Annotated in this window: 10 protein-coding genes; 1 reads left to right on the top strand and 9 read right to left on the bottom strand. The window is 49.2% G+C overall.

What is annotated here, in order from left to right:
• Window positions 1–38 precede the first annotated feature (38 nt).
• From ACN4EK_RS10050 to ACN4EK_RS10040, 3 genes are all read right to left on the bottom strand, one after another.
• Window positions 39–1364, bottom strand: coding sequence for a D-alanyl-D-alanine carboxypeptidase (locus tag ACN4EK_RS10050; protein ID WP_431657717.1), 1326 nt, complete (start codon window positions 1362–1364; stop codon window positions 39–41).
• 139 nt (window positions 1365–1503) lie between these two features.
• Window positions 1504–1881, bottom strand: coding sequence for a response regulator (locus tag ACN4EK_RS10045; protein ID WP_431657716.1), 378 nt, complete (start codon window positions 1879–1881; stop codon window positions 1504–1506).
• Window positions 1882–2232: 351 nt separating this feature from the next.
• Window positions 2233–3615: a hypothetical protein gene (locus ACN4EK_RS10040; protein ID WP_431657715.1), complete on the bottom strand. Its 1383-nt coding sequence runs from the start codon at window positions 3613–3615 to the stop codon at window positions 2233–2235.
• A gap of 173 nt (window positions 3616–3788) precedes the next feature.
• On the opposite strand from ACN4EK_RS10040, the gene ACN4EK_RS10035 reads away from it, so the two are divergent.
• A complete protein-coding gene (locus ACN4EK_RS10035; protein WP_431657713.1) occupies window positions 3789–5015 on the top strand; it encodes a DUF4336 domain-containing protein in 1227 nt (408 codons plus the stop codon).
• A gap of 4 nt (window positions 5016–5019) precedes the next feature.
• Here the strand turns inward: ACN4EK_RS10035 and ACN4EK_RS10030 are convergent, their stop codons facing one another.
• The 6 genes from ACN4EK_RS10030 to ACN4EK_RS10005 form a co-directional block, all read right to left on the bottom strand.
• Entirely contained in the window at window positions 5020–7341 is a 2322-nt protein-coding gene (locus tag ACN4EK_RS10030; protein WP_431657712.1) for a VgrG-related protein, read from the bottom strand.
• A gap of 9 nt (window positions 7342–7350) precedes the next feature.
• The gene (locus ACN4EK_RS10025; RefSeq protein WP_431657711.1) at window positions 7351–8025 is read right to left on the bottom strand and encodes a CIS tube protein; all 675 of its coding nucleotides are present in this window, start codon (window positions 8023–8025) and stop codon (window positions 7351–7353) included.
• A gap of 42 nt (window positions 8026–8067) precedes the next feature.
• Window positions 8068–13974, bottom strand: a complete 5907-nt coding sequence (locus ACN4EK_RS10020; protein ID WP_431657710.1) for a hypothetical protein — start codon at window positions 13972–13974, stop codon at window positions 8068–8070.
• Between the two features lie 10 nt (window positions 13975–13984).
• Window positions 13985–14515, bottom strand: coding sequence for a phage tail protein (locus ACN4EK_RS10015; protein WP_431657708.1), 531 nt, complete (start codon window positions 14513–14515; stop codon window positions 13985–13987).
• 38 nt (window positions 14516–14553) lie between these two features.
• Window positions 14554–14829 carry a hypothetical protein gene (locus ACN4EK_RS10010; protein WP_431657707.1) on the bottom strand — a complete coding sequence of 92 codons (276 nt, stop codon included), beginning with the start codon at window positions 14827–14829 and terminating at the stop codon, window positions 14554–14556.
• Window positions 14830–14900: 71 nt separating this feature from the next.
• Window positions 14901–17051 (bottom strand): substrate-binding domain-containing protein, encoded by a 2151-nt coding sequence (locus tag ACN4EK_RS10005; RefSeq protein ID WP_431657706.1) that lies wholly within the window; start codon window positions 17049–17051, stop codon window positions 14901–14903.

Here is a 17051-nt window from a genome sequence, read left to right as displayed (position 1 = left end):
TTCTCGCCTCGGGCTAGAAGACCGATTCAACCAGAGGACTACTGCACAACGTCAATTTGCGATGTCAGTCGGTCGCGCTCTGGGTTGGGAGTTAAGCGGGTCGGCAACGATCGTGCGGCTCCCCATTGATTCACAAGCTGTTGTAACAGCGCCTCTTGACTGGCTCGAAACCCCTCCAGATTAGTGCCACCATTCATAATCACAAACCAGACGACTCCCTGGTTTTCAGTCGGTAATGCCCCCGCCAACGCACTCACGGCATCCAGACTACCCGATTTCAACACCGCCCGATTGGGCAACGGTCGTTGATCCAAAATCCCCTCATCCTGACCCACCTGAGTAAAAATATCCGCGATCGTCATTTGATAGGGTTGCAAATAGCGATCGATCGCCCGAAACATCGCTGCCACTGTGCGGGGAGAGAGGCGATTATCCACACTTAACCCCGACCCATTCACCAATTGCACTTCATTCGCGGCTACTCCAGTCACGGCTACCACCTTTTGTGCCACCGCCTGCGCCCCGCCCACTGAGTCAGCAATCATTTCTGCCATAGCATTATTGCTGTAACGGTTCATTTTTTTCAGCAATTCCGCCAAGGGTAGCGAAGAGTGACGTAATCGGGGTTTGGCAGTCGCTGGTAGGGTGGCTAATCGTTGCACCGTCCCCGCGATCGCCACCTGCGGTTTAGGGGTTCCGGCAGGTAAGGTTTGATACTGGGTTGCCACTTCTCCCGTCCAGGTGGCGGCATTAATCGCTTGCTTAAATAGCGCTCCCGATTGGAGTGGGTCAAATTCAAAGTTCATGTAGAATTTACCTACCACAATCAGATTGCCTGTCACCCGACGGATGTTCAGACGATTCAGAGCATTTCCTACCGCGATCGCCTCTTCCCAGACAAAAAATGGATCTTCCCCCCCTTGAATCACCAAATCCCCGTTGAGTACCCCATTCTGAATCGTTCCTGTGGTACTAATCTCCGTCACAAACCGATGGTCAGGAGTCAGGGTCTGTAGCGCTGCTAACGAAGTCGCCACTTTCGTCAATGAGGCGGCGGATAACGGGGTAGAGCCTTGATGATTTGCTAACAGCGCCTGATCCGTCTGGATCCAGACCCCCTGACCATTTGCCGCAAATCCCTGAGTAGCTAATTGACTCACATAGGCTTGCAGTTGGGCATTGGTGGTGGAATTGGGTTGTCCGGCTGCCAGCAGCGCCACACTGGGGCTAGGCACAGGAGTTACTACGGGCGATACAGAGGGTGACGGAGAAGATGCAGAATTTGGCAGTTCTGGTGAGGTGCAACCAGCCGTCGTCAACAGCAGGGTCAACAAGGCAAGCAGGGAAGGATAACGGTTCAACACAGTTCTAGATTGAATGCAACCCACAGTCTAGTGTGCCTTGAGGCAGAGTGGCAAGTTGCCGGATCTGCAAAATTACTCTCTCCCAGTCCAAAGAATTAAATTAACGCGATCGTCCAACCCGCATTCAGCGATCGCCACCCTAGACGCTGTCCTGCAAAATCTGTTCCACTTGGGTAGATAAGGAAATTGGATCAAAGGGTTTACTAATAACACCTGCCACACCCATTGCAGCAAATTGCGCCTTATCTGCTGGTAATACTTTTGCCGTCAATAAAATTACTGGAATAGCTTGAGTCACCGGATTAGTTTGGAGTTGAGAAAAAAATGTCACCCCATCCATATCCGGCATCGATACATCCAACAAAATCGCATCAAAGGATTCGGAGGTTGCCTTCAAAATTCCTTCCTGACCAGATGCAGCCGTGTCTACTGTCCAATCCCCTAAATCTTCTAAACAGGCGCGAACGATTTCGCGAATTCGATCTTCGTCATCAACTACCAAAATCCGCTGAGTCATGTTTGAGGTCCGAAATGTGATGCTTCAAAGCCCAGAATTTGACAGGCAGTACCCCCTTCAAGAGTATAGAGAGCTTCTAATGCCTTAAATGAGCCGGATCACAATCCAACAGGAATTTAAATTCCTTCGATTAGCAAATTTTGAATCAAAAAATGCTCCTGTCCGAAAGAACAGAAGCATGAAGTTAAGAGGGCGTTTGAAAAGTCACAATCGTTACCTGAACTGCCCCCCTAACCCCCCAATTCTGGGGGGAACCGGATTCAAAGTCCCCCAGAATTGGGGGATTTAGGGGGCTAGTGCAATCGTTTTGATACTTTTAAAACATTCTCTAAGAACGCGACGATCGCGGCTTCAGGTTGCACTCACAGGTTGGCGATCGAAATACCGTAACATTAACCAAACCACAGAGATTAATCCAGCTACTCCTAAGGTAATTCCGGTATAGGGGACTAATAAAGCAATCACGGGCAAGACCGCTCCCCCTAAGGTTGCCACGATCGCATTCCAGCGTGTCTGCCGTTGAGAGCCTAATCCCCAGGCAAAGGCGAATAAGACCCACAAAATAATGCCCCAGGCAAGTCTGGCATCAATCAAGCGGCTGGCATAGGTTAAACAGAGTAAACAGGCGAAGAAAACGGCGGCAGCGATCGCCACATCCTGAAGCCGTAAACCGGGAACGGCTAAATATAGCAACAATAACCACCAAAGCAAAACCCCCGGCGCTAACAGCAATAGGCGGGGTAATATTCCTGTATTCCGAAATCGTTGGGTCGCCGTAAACACCCCAAAGGGATTCTGCACCGAAACATTATCGGCAAACACCCAGGTAAAGCGAGTTCCCCGCCCTTCGGGTTTCATTTCTGTAGGAATAATGCCACTGGCAAAATCCGCATTCGGGAAGTCCGCCAAGACCGTTAACCGAAATTTCGACAGCAGCCGACCATTGGCAGTATAGACCCAACGCGGCGCTCCCTGAGTTTTGTATGTCACCTGAAATTGGCTCGATTCCCCTGGAGCCAACCGCACCGGAAACTGATATTCTCCCTGGTTCCTCGGTTCCAGGCGTTGCTGATTTTGCTGCACTCGGTAGTCCTGAAGCAAGGTATAGCCATAAGGTGGTGGTGCTTCAAAGATAAAATCCTGGCTAACATCCAGCGAGTTCGTCACCTGATAATTCGCACTGAACTCCGATTGATAAATCAGCCGATCGGTCGCTGGATCGGTTGCCTGGATTAATTTCACTTCCGCTTCCGAAGCACTGGGCGACAGAAACCGATCGACCTGCCGCCGTCGTTCTACCTCAGTGGGTTTGCCGTCAATATAAGTAATAGTAGTGTAAGGCTCATCGACTTTGTAGCGTACCTGCGGCGTGGGTTGCTCGACCCGTTCTCCCGCCACACTGCCAGCCACCTGGGTAATCTTTGCCTGTTCCCAGTGATGGTAGCGGTTCGCCAGGGTCGAACAAAGGAAGAAGCCCGTGGTTAAGATCACAACGATCAATAGGGCATGACGCACCCCTCGCAGTAATTGGTCATACTGAAGCAGTTGGGTATCTAACCAGAGGGGACGATCGCGGCGCAGGGTGAAGGCGATCGCCGCCAACACAATACCAAACCCAAGCAAGAGTAGCACCAGCCATTGGCTCAGTTGCATTACCTGTTGACCAAACTGAAGCAATTCTTGAGGATGGGTTAAATCGGGGCTAAGAGGTGAATTTTGGGCAAGCAAGATCATAGAAAGTTAATCTACGAAAGGATCTAATTGGATCAGACTTCACAAAGACGACTTATAGTTCCGTAGGAGTTGGCAAAAGGGATTAAGATCTTTCCCGGTTTGCTTCCGACAGTGGGGCTTTAAAATAGTCTCTGATGGTCGCAATCAAGGGTCGTGGAGTAGATCACACTACTATGAATCAGCAGGCAACTCAGGAACAGATCAGTCGTCTCGGCAGCGATTGGTTATGGCGGTTTTGGTATTTAGTCCCGATCTATCCCTATCGCCAACGACGAACCCTGCGCACAGAAGTGGTGAAAGATACCGTATGGACCTTTGATCAGGTGCAGGGCATTTTTTATGTGGTTGTGCCTGTACGAATGACCGTGATCAAGCTGGAAGAAGGGGGGCTACTGGTTTATGCCCCGATCGCGCCCACTTCGGAATGTTTACGCTTGATGCAAGAGTTAGTCGCGGAACATGGACCTGTAAAGTACATCATTCTGCCCACGGTATCCGGGCTGGAACATAAAGTCTTTGTGGGTCCCTTTGCCCGCCAGTTTCCCACCGCCCAAATCTTTGTCGCCCCACATCAATGGAGTTTTCCGTTGAATTTACCTCTGAGTTGGTTAGGGCTACCCATCGATCGCACCCAGGTCTTACCAGATGATAGTAGTCGCGCTCCCTTTGGTCGGCAGTTTGACTATGCCATGTTGGGACCCATTAGTTTAGGATTAGGTCCATTTGAAGAGGTAGCATTCTTCGATCGTCGTTCCGGAACGTTGCTAGTAACCGATGCCGTCGTGTCGGTACCGAAAGATCCCCCGGCGATCGTCCAACTCGATCCCTATCCCTTGCTATTCCATGCCAAAGATGATGTGGTGGATATAGTAGAAGATGATGAAATCACTCGTCGCAAGGGCTGGCAACGGATTGCCTTATTTGCCTTCTACTTCCGTCCCCAGGCGCTAAAGGTGTTGGGTTGGGGAGAGGTGTTACGCAATGCCCGTCAGGCACTCGATCGCTCCCGCAAAGCCTACTTTGGTTTGTTTCCGTTTCAATGGCAGGATGATTGGAAACAATCGTTTGAAGCGTTGCGGGGCGGGGGGCGGTTAGTCGTGGCGCCGATTCTGCAAGCGTTAATTCTGAATCGAGCACCGAAAGAAACCTTGCTCTGGGCAAATCAGGTCGCCGGTTGGAATTTTCAACGGATTATTCCCTGTCATTTTGATGCCCCGATCGCCGCTGATGCCCGTCAATTTCGGCAGGCATTCCACTTTTTGGAAAAACTATCCGCCCAAGAACTCGCGGCTGGCATGGCAAATCATCCCCTGCCTGAACGTGACTTTGCGCTCCTGCGGCAACTGGATGCAAGTTTAACCAAGCTGGCGATCGTACCTCCAGCGAAGGAACCGCTTTAGTCGGCTATCCACCCCCTACCAGCACCGGCGGTCTACCATTCACTAACAGCGATCCGGTCACATTGACAACACCATTCAAGGTAATTGTGGGGGCGGTAATGGTCACGGCGGTTGTGGCATTAATCCGGATTGTCATGCTGGAATTGAGATTTAACATACCGGGAGTCGGCACATCGATCGCGGCGGGAGCCGGTTCAGCACTAATCGTAATCCCCGGCCCATACAGGTAAACCTGTTCCGGTAAGACTTTGGTAGCGGCTAGAGGTCCCGCCGTTAGAGTCACGCCACCCAACGAAAACTGGTTAATAAACCCGCCAGAGATTTCCACAGCACTGATGGGATTGACAATCTTGCCCGATAGCAACGTCATAAAGGTATTCAGAGATGCCGGAGTTCTGGAGGCAGCCGGTCCTAAGGACAACACCTGACGGGCAGCGGGTAGTCCGGTTGCTGGAATGGGCGCTGCTCCCGCATTGATCACCACATTCCCCTGAGTGCTGACATTTACCTGCGGCAAAGCAGGCATGGAAACCGGCAGATCAATTAAACTCACACTTTGCCCGATCGCGCTTTGTAAGGCAATGCCCGGATTCGCTGTGGCATCCGTTAGACTCAGCTTGTGATTTGTAGCCGTCTTCAGGCGCACGCAGGTAATCTCGGCTTTATCCGAGTCACACAAATCCAGCGTATGTCCTCCTCGGGTCTTGAGATGCACCCCCTTTAAGGAATGAAACTCACTATTGCCAAATAGTTCCGTCCCTGGCAGTGGGGCGATCGTCGCGGCGGTGCCATTCGAGCCAGGGGTGGTCGGATCTTCCTCTGCCCATTGCAACTGATGCCCTACGCGGGTCTTAAAGGTGCGGAGACGTACCGTTCCTTTTGTGGTGCCATCGGCTACGATCGAACTACTGACCGGTTCCGGTGTAGGATCGCGGCCATTCCACACCCCACCCAGAATATAGGGACGATGAATATCCCCATGTTCAAAAGCAACCAAGACTTCATCCCCAATTTCCGGCAGGCAGTCAAACCCACGATCGGCTCCGGCTCCAAGCTGTACCATCCTTGCCCAGTAGCTATTATGTTGTTCCGAGAGGGTAGGAAACTTGACTCGTACCCGTCCCCAGCCTTTGGGATCTTTGTTTTCGGTGACAATGCCAACTAAATGAGTTTGACCTGGATGGAGGTGATTCTGGGGAAACAGCGTCGTCAGTAAATCACCACCGCGTAAGCCCCGCACACAAAACTCGGTGGTGTAAATGCCGTTATCGTACAAGTGGCGAGTTTCGGTGACATAATACTTGCCCGTATACTTGCCCATGTCTGCTAGCTCAATCATCCGACCGGGACGAATTTTCGGTTCACCAGGGGCGCGGGCATCGGCATAGACAAACTCACCGCCCAGTTCGTTGATCAACGCTTGCGCGATCGTATCGGCTTCCTGCGGCGTAAACACTGGCTGATCGACCACCACCATCGTAGGATTATTCGGTTTCCCACTAAATGCCTGACTGGTGGCACTACCTTTGCCATATTGAATATCAGTCAACACCTGTTCTGCTTGTTTAACCGACACGATCGCCCGCTTCTGGCTATAGTCCCACCCGCGCACTTCTACCGCACTGACTTGCTCAGCACTGGTGAGCCGCACCCGAAAACTATTAATATCCTCTAACCATTTCAGTTTTAACGCCTGTTGGCTGGTGGGTCGGCGGAAATGCAATTTGCCATCTTCCACAAATAACTCATAACCCAGACGGGCAGCACGTTCCCGCAGAAATTCCATATTCGTTTGGTTTTTCTGAAACACGTAGCCACTTACGCCATCAATATCGTTATAGCCATGCGGCCCCGGTGTGGCATCAATCACTCCAGCCGTAATGCCTACTTCACCGGCAATTTTGCGGACAATATCGCTATCGGTCATGTTCTGGAACGATCGATTGAAGCGTCCTCGATGTAAGCGATGGGAAACATCATACCCCCGCACGACCATTGGGGACTGGGAGCGTTCATCAAAGTGAGCCTCGATCGCGGTGATCTCCCCATCCAGGACATAATTCCAGCTTTCCTGGCTGTCTTCATCGGTGGTACTGTTGCCAAACGCAATCCGCACAGGTTTGCCAAACTGGAACAGCCGCTCATGCTCCCAGGGGCGATCCTCCTGTTGCCGAATCGGAAAGTAAGGATTGCTAATTACCAACGTAAACATCGCGGGTAGATGCAGGCTTTCTTCCACGGAAATTTGCAGAATATCATCCCGCAAATCATCTGGAATCGGAGTGCCGCCCAGTTCAAGTTGATAAGCTGAAACGTAACGTGGCATAGAAACTCACTACTTCTGAACAGCACCAAACCCTGTTTCTGTAACTCCTTTCAGGCTGAGGTTGGCAGTTGCCCGGACTGGAGTGCCATCGGCTAGAAACATGGTCAATTTAAAGTCAAGTTTTTCGACAAAACACCGTAAATAATTATGCTTCCAGACGAAATAATAGATAGGCGGTCGTCGGGCTCGGATTCTGGTATCAAAAATACTGAATTTTACGGTTTCAAGTAACTTTTTGATATAGGTTTCATAGACATCGGCACCAGTTTCATAGGTATCAAATGTGATGTTACTAATGCTAATCGTTAATGCCGTAGGACCGGCAAAAGCAATTTTTTTAATTCCTGTATCACTGGCGCGTCCTTGCTTATTTGTATCAATCTCCATACTTCGGCTAAAACTTAAACTTTCAGGATTAAACTGAAAGACAATTTCACTGCCGTAATTATTCGATCGCGCTGCCTGATTGGCTTGCATCGCCGCGATTTGGAGTGCCGGGTTGAAAAAAGCATCTATGCTATTTGCGGTTGCTGGTCTCATTGACCCCGCCCCTTCGGCTGGACGCAGCACCGCTTTAACGAGTTGTCCCGATTTAATCCCTGAACTGACTCTTCCCGCTTGATTAGGTCTGGCGGCTGGTCGGGGTGGTGCTGGTGGGGGAAAGGGAGGAAATGGAAATAACATAATTGTCTCCTTTAACTCAATCCACTACTGAAAACTTGATATTTACCAGGGTAATCGACCGGAGTATGGTGATCCATTGCGCCGCTCTCGCTCAATCTCTAACCGCTGTCGCAGCAGGCTATAAATTTCACGGGCAAGTGTTTCCAAATTTCCTTCATCCTGCTCCATTTTGTCTTCCTTGGGTAGCGCATTTTCAACCACATTTTCGACGGTTGTAATCAACTGATTATTCACATATTCCATCTGTCCCGGTACATTGGCTTTAGCAGCCGCAAATCCCTGGGGCTGTTCTTGCGGAATCGAGTTATCAGATACCGTTGGGCTATCTTTCTTTTGAATCGGCATATCTGTGGAGCTACTACCACTGTAGTCAATATTGAAGTCGATCGGTTCTACTTCCGGGGCATCAAAACTAAACTGGATCGGTTCATAATGCCCTGAGTTGACCGGAGCAGTGGCTCGTTGCACTACAGGCGATCGCGCCGCTTGGGGAGAAAAGGTATCGATCGGAGAGGTGTACGCTACGGCTGGAGCCCGAAACCGGGGAGATTCTGAGGATTCAGTATCACTAGTAGTATCTCCAGACTCATCACTATTGACATCACTTATAAAACTACTATCATCCTCAAAATCAACTTCACTATCAATCTCTGTACCAGTATCAGATACGCCTAATAGTTCTTCAATACTTGACCAGGATTCAGGCACATCTTCCCTGGCGAATTGGGTAGCGACAGTATCACCAACCGGATCATGCCAGACAGGATCAGTGGTTGCAGCCTTCGCTTGTACGATCGGGGAATTTGCTCCCATTTCTGGATAGAAGCTGGCTTCTGCTTCCGAGCTATCACTACCCCCCAAGTCAGCCACCGAAGTTAACGATCGACTAGCTCCTAACGGATTTTGATGAGATAGGTTGGTGACTGTTCGGGGGAGTTGGGGTAGGTTTCCGGCGGCTAACAGTTGAGCCACCGTTGGTTCAGGGGTAGAGGTCTGCGTGGAAGCTGCAACTGTATCAGTCGTGGTCGTTGCCTCGGTTCCCTCTGGTTCTGAAGTGAAAGACGTAGGGACAAATGACTCAGTGCCAGTCGATCGTTGTATCGGCTGAGGCAGTTCGGCTGGAATTGATTCGCTGCTAATTACCGTTGACTCCGGTTCCGATACTTCTACGCTCTCTCCTTCACCTGAACTCAAAGAAGTGGTAGGAGTTAAGTCAGTCTCAGTCAATTGCTGGATGGGTTGAGCAACCTCCGGAGCAGTTTCTGCTGAAATCGATTCACTACTCAATTCTTCTGAACTCAAAGAAGTGATAGGAGTTGAGTCAGTTTCAGCTAATTGTTGGATGGGTTGAGCAACCTCCGGAGCAGTTTCCGTGGGAATCGAGTCATAACTAGGTTCGGTTAACTCGGGTTGCGATGTCGGCTCCAATCCAGTATCAAGCGATTCTGCTACCTCTAACGCTGACGATCGTGATTCTAAGAAGTCACTAGCTGCTTCACTGACAACACTATCAGAGTCATCAGTTGATGCGGGTAGTTCCAAGCCTAGCGATCGTTGAACAGGTGGAACTTCAGTCGCCGTTTCCCCAGCAGAAATATCAAATTGTTGACTAGAGGCAGTATCGGCTAACGATCTCGCTGCTGATGTAGGTTCTTCAGGCGTGGGAGAAGATGGAAGAATAGCTTCGGAACCTATTGCCAGGGATTCGGGTAGGTTTGGTTCGGTAAATCGCTGGATCGTGGGAGAACTAGAAAGACTTCCTGAGCCAGCTTCAGATGATGCATCAGTAATAAAATTAGCCTCTGTAGTAGAGCTAACTGTATCCGAAGTCTGAACTGATGCCGTTCCCTCTAGTTCAGGCAGGGGCTGAGTTACAGCCGTTAGTTGATCGAGATTATCTACTAGATCAAATCTGGATGACTGATCTTCTAAATGAGCATCTGGGTTAGAACTTAGCTCCAATGATGCGATCGGAGCATTAGCAGCACTAAACGGTTGAACGACCGCAGCATCCGTAGGAGATGTTGAATCATCAATGGCTGAATCGGTTTGCTCAAAGCCTGACTCTATAGATAGTGACTCTAAACTTGGTGACGTTGCATTAAAGGTCTGAATAGTAGAATCAGAGATCGCAGAATTATCTGAAATGGGTGTTGCCGATTCACTATCTATATTGTCACCATCTGGATTGAATGACGTATCCGCTACTGATAATGGTATTTCAGTTGATGATGTTTCTGGACGTTGTTGAATTACACCATCAAATACCGCCTGAGAATCTTGATGATCAATTTGGCTATCTATAGACGGTTGAATTCCCTCATCAAGCTCTACTTCAGAAGCATGATCACTACTAACCTCTAACGGTTGCTGAGTAATATCCCCCGATACTGCCTCAAAATCAGAATGATGATTGTTTTCAGTCTCTTGCTGTTGCTGAGTGACGTGATCAAATATTGCTCCAGAGCCAGCATTTTCAAAACTACTATCAGTCTGACTATCAACGTTAACGTCAGCTTCTATATCCGCCGCGTTAACAGTCACCTCTAAGGCTGAGTTAGCATACTGTTGAATAACAGGTGTCTCTGTAATCGAGGTGGAATCGATCGTCGTACCGCCGCGATCAGGTTCAGAACTTTCTGAAACTTCTGGAACTGTGTCTAAATCTAGTTGTGGTTGATTAAAATCCGACTCAGAACTTGATCCAGATAAGGAATCAATCTCAATATCAGATTTAACTTCAGAACTATTTAAAGTGGGTTCTGCATACTGTTGCATGACAGAAATGTCTGGTACAGCAGTATCATTGACATCAGAAACATTATGGGCATTAAAGCTATCTTCAGGTATTTCTGAAGTTGGCTCTTGATGCTGGTGATCTTCAGGAGAATTTACAGCATCGATGTAATCGTCTCTGGATTTATCGAAATCACTTTCAGGAGTATTGATAGTTGACTCTAAAATCTGTTGAGCTTGATTAGAATCGGAGTCAGAGAGAGAATTGGCTTCTGCCTCATATACATTATCGTCAGGCAATCCCAATGCTGACTCTGCATATTGCTGTACCACACTATTAGAGCTAGTAATAGTGTGATCTCCTCCTACATTGGATGAAGTATTCCCAATACTCTCACCTGCAAACTCTGTAGGCGGCTGAATATCATCAATGGTGTTGATCGCCGGTACTTCTGTTTCTACTGCCAATTGGTTGTCTTTGGAAGTAGTTGTTTTTGCTGCGATCGACTCTACTAGATCCGTTTCGGGTACTTCAAACCGTTGAATCGTCGTTGAGGGCGGTGCAGAGGCAGATTCAGGTGCGATCGCTGTTGTTTCAATCGTAGAAGTATCTTCATGGGAATCCTCAATTGAGGTAAAACCAGTTATCGCCTCGGTTGGAATGAAATCAGATGCCTGGGTAGACCCCAAAGGTATACTTGTTTCATCAGAATCAGAGACTGCGATCGTGGCAGCAGTTGAGTCAACTTCTCTGATACTTAAGTCCTGATTCGTATTAGCCGCTTGTTGAATTGGACTGAGACTTATGTTATTTGTTACAGAATTCTGTGTATCTCTAACCTCGTTAGAGTCAATTTTGACATCAGAATAGGCTTCTTTTTGAGTGACATCAGTTGCCTGTTGAGTGACATCACTAATGGATATCGCTTCTAGATCCGCTGAAGCTTCATGGGTAGTGGCGATCGCTGGCGCAACCTGAGCATCCGTCGAAGCAGAATTTATTTTAGATTGTAGCGATGTCTCGTTAAAGGAACTGATATTTTCTAAAGCGATAGTTTCTGGTGGGGCGATCGCAGAGCTAACTTCAGAATGATGTTGGGTTAAATCAGTTTTCCGCTGAATTGAATTAGGTGTAACTGCATGGGCTTCTCCTGCCGCTAAACTATTGGGTTCAGATGGTATGTCTACGACCTCAGAGTTGACTGAAGCTTCTATAGCCGCCGGATCATAATTTCCCACATTTGACGGAGGTTCTGACCTATCTGACCTATCTGAACTCTCAGTCTCTGTAAACTTCTCCAAATCACTTTCTGCACCATTAAACGGTTGAACAGCCATCGGAGTAGAAGCTAAATTTACAGCCTCAGATAACTCCACATCTGGACTCAAAGAGTCTGCTGCTAAACCTTCAGTTAGTGTTGTGGATGCTTCTGGAGATTGAGCAGCATCGTTTTCAATATCCAGTTCAAAAACGTCACTACGATCGCTCAACTCTTCAACAACTTCACTGGTTTGAACACCTTCCGATTCAGTAACCTCTGTTGCTTGGGTTTCATCCCATGAACCAAACGCTGAACTACCTTCTGTTTGCTCGGCTAAAGCAGGTTGAACTGGGGCAGAAGGAGAAGTAGGGGAAACCTCGATCGGTGTAGAAGCAGATGGAGAGGCATTTACAGATTCACCAGACGTAACTGAAGCATGAGGAGGAGAATGAACAGGTTTCACCGCTCCAGCATCAGTAGAATCAGATGGTTTCGGCGGAGAAAAAATATCTTTAAAGCGTTGATAGATACCCTGAAAAGGATTTTTAGATTGATGACTGCTTGCCGAAGTAGATGTCGCTTGTGAAGGTGATTCCGTTGCCTGTCCGATTGACTCAATAGAGGGTACTGGAGCAGTGGAGCGTTGAGCCACCGTCTCAGGCGTAGATAAGGCTTCCGAAATCGGTTCAAAATTGTCTTCTCCGGAATCTCTTGAAGTTTGGGCAACGGTGTCAGATGTAAAAACGTTCTCTGAACTGGCTTCAGAAGAGGTTCGTTGATGATCTACACCCATTCCTACTGGTGTAGTGCTAGGAGAAGAATTCTCTAAAAATGGTTGCGTGACAGAAGCAGTAGCATCAAAACTATTGTTTGCTCCAGAGGTATCTAATAGTGGTGAATCAACAACTTGAGTCGGTTCAGTCACGATCGCTTCATTCAGAGTTGCCATCGCGATCGCTGGATCAACGATTTCAGTAGCAGCATCTTCACGTAAGACTTCATTGAATAGATCAGGTGAAGACTGATCTATCGCCTGATCGGGAGTTTCAGTTGAACTCACTGGATCAACGGTTGTAGCTGCTAACTGAACAAATGGAACTTCTACAACTGATGTTTCATTAGCTGGCTGTAGTGAATCGTTAGTAACTGTTTCATTCAAGGTTCCAGTCAAGTTCGCTGAATTAACCGTTGTCACTGATTCAGCTACTGAATTCTCTCCATCCAGCGTTTCATTGGCTAGTTGTAGCGAATCTGCTGGAGTCACAGGTTGCACTGATTCAGTCGCGATCGCGTCGGTAGCAGGTTGAACTGGCTGAATCGGAATATCAGTAATTGCTCCATTTGAACTGTCAGTCGCGATCGCTTCAGGCTCACTTTTAGCTGCGGCTTGAATAGGCTCAGTGGTACTACTACTTACTTCGGTTGGAGCCTCAATCGCGATCGACGCAAGAGGAAAAGAAGAGAATTTCTGAACCGGGGTAGCAGGAGAATTAGCCGCGATCGCGTCACCTGTAGCTGTTTCTGTTAAAGCTGGAGATGCAGCATTAGACTGCTGAGTTTCACTGAGTTCAGCAGTCTCAAGTGACTCTTCAAGCTGTTCTGAGACTGACTTCTCTGGTATTACTGCTTCAGGGAATGGTTCTGCCTCTGAGGCAGTTGGGGGTTCGTTAGCGACCTCAAGCTGATTACCCTCTTCCGAGCCGGACAACTCCCCTGCCTCAACGGGCAACTCCCGGAATAAAGGCTTGGGTGGACGCAGACCCTCTATACTATCGGGCAAAAAGGTCGAAGCTTCGATCGCGCCTAGTGGTTTAGCCCCTAACGGCGTGAGAAACTTAGGCTGGATCACAAACCTCATGCCCAGAGGATGCTTAATCCCCAGCGGCTCTGGTGGGGGCAAGTTCTCGGCTGAAGAGTCTGAGTTGGGCTGCACACCGAATGAGTCTGCCATAGACTAATGATTATCCAAAGAAACCTGTCTTACCACGTTGACCAAGCTGAGTTGCACCCCCACCGGGAGTTTTCGGAATACTCAATCCCTCATAGGCAAGCGCTAATTCTTCGATCGCCAGGTTAGAAGAGGTCGCTTGAAATTGCGGGGCTTTCCAACTGACGGGAATGGCACCAATCAATGTCCAACTCTGCATGGTTTCCCCTGCGTGGTTAAACACCAAAATGGTGATATTGCGCCGGATATTACTCCCGCCCTGGGTTGCTTTTTGGAACCAATTCCAGAACTCCTGATCATTAGTAATCCCCCGACTGAGAGTGACTTCCGTATAGTTCGTTGGCCCTAACAAAATTCGCTGCTGATTGTTCACCCCCCCTTCCATCAATTGCGTCGTCTTCACCTTCGCACTCAATCCCTGGCAACTGGTAAAACACGCCGCGATCTCTCCCCCCATTTCCACATAAAATCGATTTGCCGTAACATATCGCAGCACCCGCGCATCATTATTACTTTGATTTTGGGCGGGCGGACGATTTGCCATCGGTGAATTGAATGCTGAAAAATTACCACCTGAAAACATCAGAATCGCCCTCCGTAATTGGTGTGTCGCTCCTGCGTTCTCCGCAGATCTTCCAGCATCAGGCTATACACCCGATCGCACAACTTTTGTTTCAGCAACGAGTTCTCTGTCACCGTTTTCACCATCGCTAACATGAGGTTGCGATCTTGCGACGATAAGCTATTCTGCATCCGAGGTGGGGCAGCAAACCCCGCTCCTCCGGCTGGTGTGGCGATCGGGTGAGTAGAAGGGTAAACATCAACCTGGCTCGGATCAAGGGGAGGCAACGACGACATAGGCGACCACAGGATGGATCGCCTTTAGTCTAGAAAGACTATGCCCCCTGGAGTAGTAGCCGAAGGTCGAATTACCGCCGCTCCCGCATCGTTGTCGAGAGTGGTGATAGGGGAATTAACCCGGTGCGACTGAGTAAACGTTGACCTTCTGCGGTTTGCAAAATTTCAGCAAATTTCTGCCCCACCTGGAGCCGCCGATTATCGCGAGGATACACGACCGCTAAGGAATAGCCCAGGGGATAGCGTTGAGTTTGAAATACAGCAATATTGCGATCGTAACTACCCTTTGCCCCACAGAGGTTAGTTTCTGGCGAAATCGCTTGCCCATTTGCTTCCAATAACGCCTGGACTGGAGCTTGCCCCCCATCCACCAGCGCTAAGGGATAAACAGAACACTGCCCAAACACCTTACTCAGCGTCCCAAAGGCGATCGCACCAATACCATCCTGTTCAAAATCACGGATTACCCGCCGCAGAGTCGGGAACGTTGGCAACTGGGTAATCATGCGACCTTGCAAACTCCGAAACCGAGCAATACTTTGAGGATCTTTCAACACGCGCTGTTCAAAGATTGCCACTGCTTCCTGCTCACTGGGAATATACAGTTTCACAGGCAGGTTTGGGCCACCCAACTCCCGCCAGTTGGCAATTTCTCCGGTATAAAGTTGTCGCAGTTGGTCAAATGTAATCCGACCCTGGAGGAAGCGGGGTAAACTATTGTTCCGTTGAGCATAGCTAAAGGAAACAAACACCGCTAACCCATCATAGGCAAACTGGCTGTAGCCTAAATCTGCATTCACCTGATCCAACAAGCTGGTGATCATGAAATCCGCCTTTGACGATCGCACCCGTTCGATCGCTTCAGTCGTGGAGGGTTGCGGCTGATAGTTGAGCTTCAATTCTGGTTGTTGCTCTTGCAGAATCATATCCAGATTCTTACCATGCTCTACCAGATTTCGTTGTAACAGCACATAGCTCCAGGTGCCATCCTGCTCTGCGGTGTAGGTAAAGGTTCCCTCCGGAATCCCCGATACCTGATTAATACAACAAAGGGGTTGATCACGGCTCACTTGCGGATCTGGCAGCAACGCAGCGATCAACTTCCACAGCAGGAATCCTCCTAATCCAATCAGCAGCGCGATCAGCAACCATTTCCACCAGCCAAAGGTGGGCTTGTTAACTCGTTCTGCTCGCTCCAATCCCAACGGCAATACTGGATTTAATGCGGCTGGTTCTGGTGGTAATTGCAAGAGTGCCTGTCGGGCAGCTTCTACACTGTCAAACGGTACACCAATCCGTAGCAGTCGCAGCAAATAGTCCTTTAATGCTGGGGACGCAGGCGGAAAGGGTTGAGTAGTCCGGGGATCTAACGCGTCTCCCGATGCTGGATCCACAGTGCCCCCCACCAGCAAGTAGTAGCCAATCCCGCCTAAGGCTTCCAGATCATCCAGAAAGGTTGGCTCAGGGGTAGCCAGGGTGGGTGGGGCAAACAACTGCTCCCAAATACCTAAATCACATAAATAAATTAAAAAATCCTCATGCCATGCCGCCGGGGTCGATTCTGGAGTCCGAATTAACACCGTATCCAGACTGAGGTTGCCATGCGCAATCCCCTGTTTCACCACTCCATTGGGAAAGCGAAATTTCTGGCGGTTCAAAAATTCTAACGTTTGCAGGGCTTGAGCCAACACTTTCCGCACCTGCCAACTGCCCATTGCCCCATTCGCAGCCAGTTGTTGCCGTAGTGCAGGAGCCGCATTCGTCATGCCGGGAGTCACGACATAACACCGCTCTTCCCGCTGATCGACGATCGCCTCAGAGGGAATCAATAGCCGAAAATCCTGGCTTCTGCCATCGGCTAAGCTCAGCCCAACTAACCGTGAAAAAGCCTGCTTCCGTTGCCGCGTTTCCTCCTGATTAAACGTGCGAGTGGGCAGGAGATATTCCTTAATCACCACAGGCTGCTCATCCGGGAGGCGATACCCTTGATATAAGCGCCCATAGCCCCGTCGCCCTAAACACTGCTCAATCTGATAAATCGCGTGAGTTCCCCGAATCTGTGCCTCCGAAGCCAACATGCTCGGAAAGTTACAGGTCAGGCAATGCTTGGCATCGGGATTTTGTTGAACGGTTTTGTGGGCATGTTCACAACTTAGCGGATCGCCCGTTGGACAGCGATATTGTCGATAAATTGAGTCCGCCAAGGATCGAAGTGTTTGCAT

Origin of the sequence: Pantanalinema rosaneae CENA516 (assembly GCF_050753385.1) — a bacterium.
Lineage (GTDB): Bacteria > Cyanobacteriota > Cyanobacteriia > Leptolyngbyales > Leptolyngbyaceae > Pantanalinema > Pantanalinema rosaneae.
The sequence above is the reverse complement of the archived record's forward strand: the minus strand, read 5'-3'. Positions and strand labels throughout refer to the sequence as shown.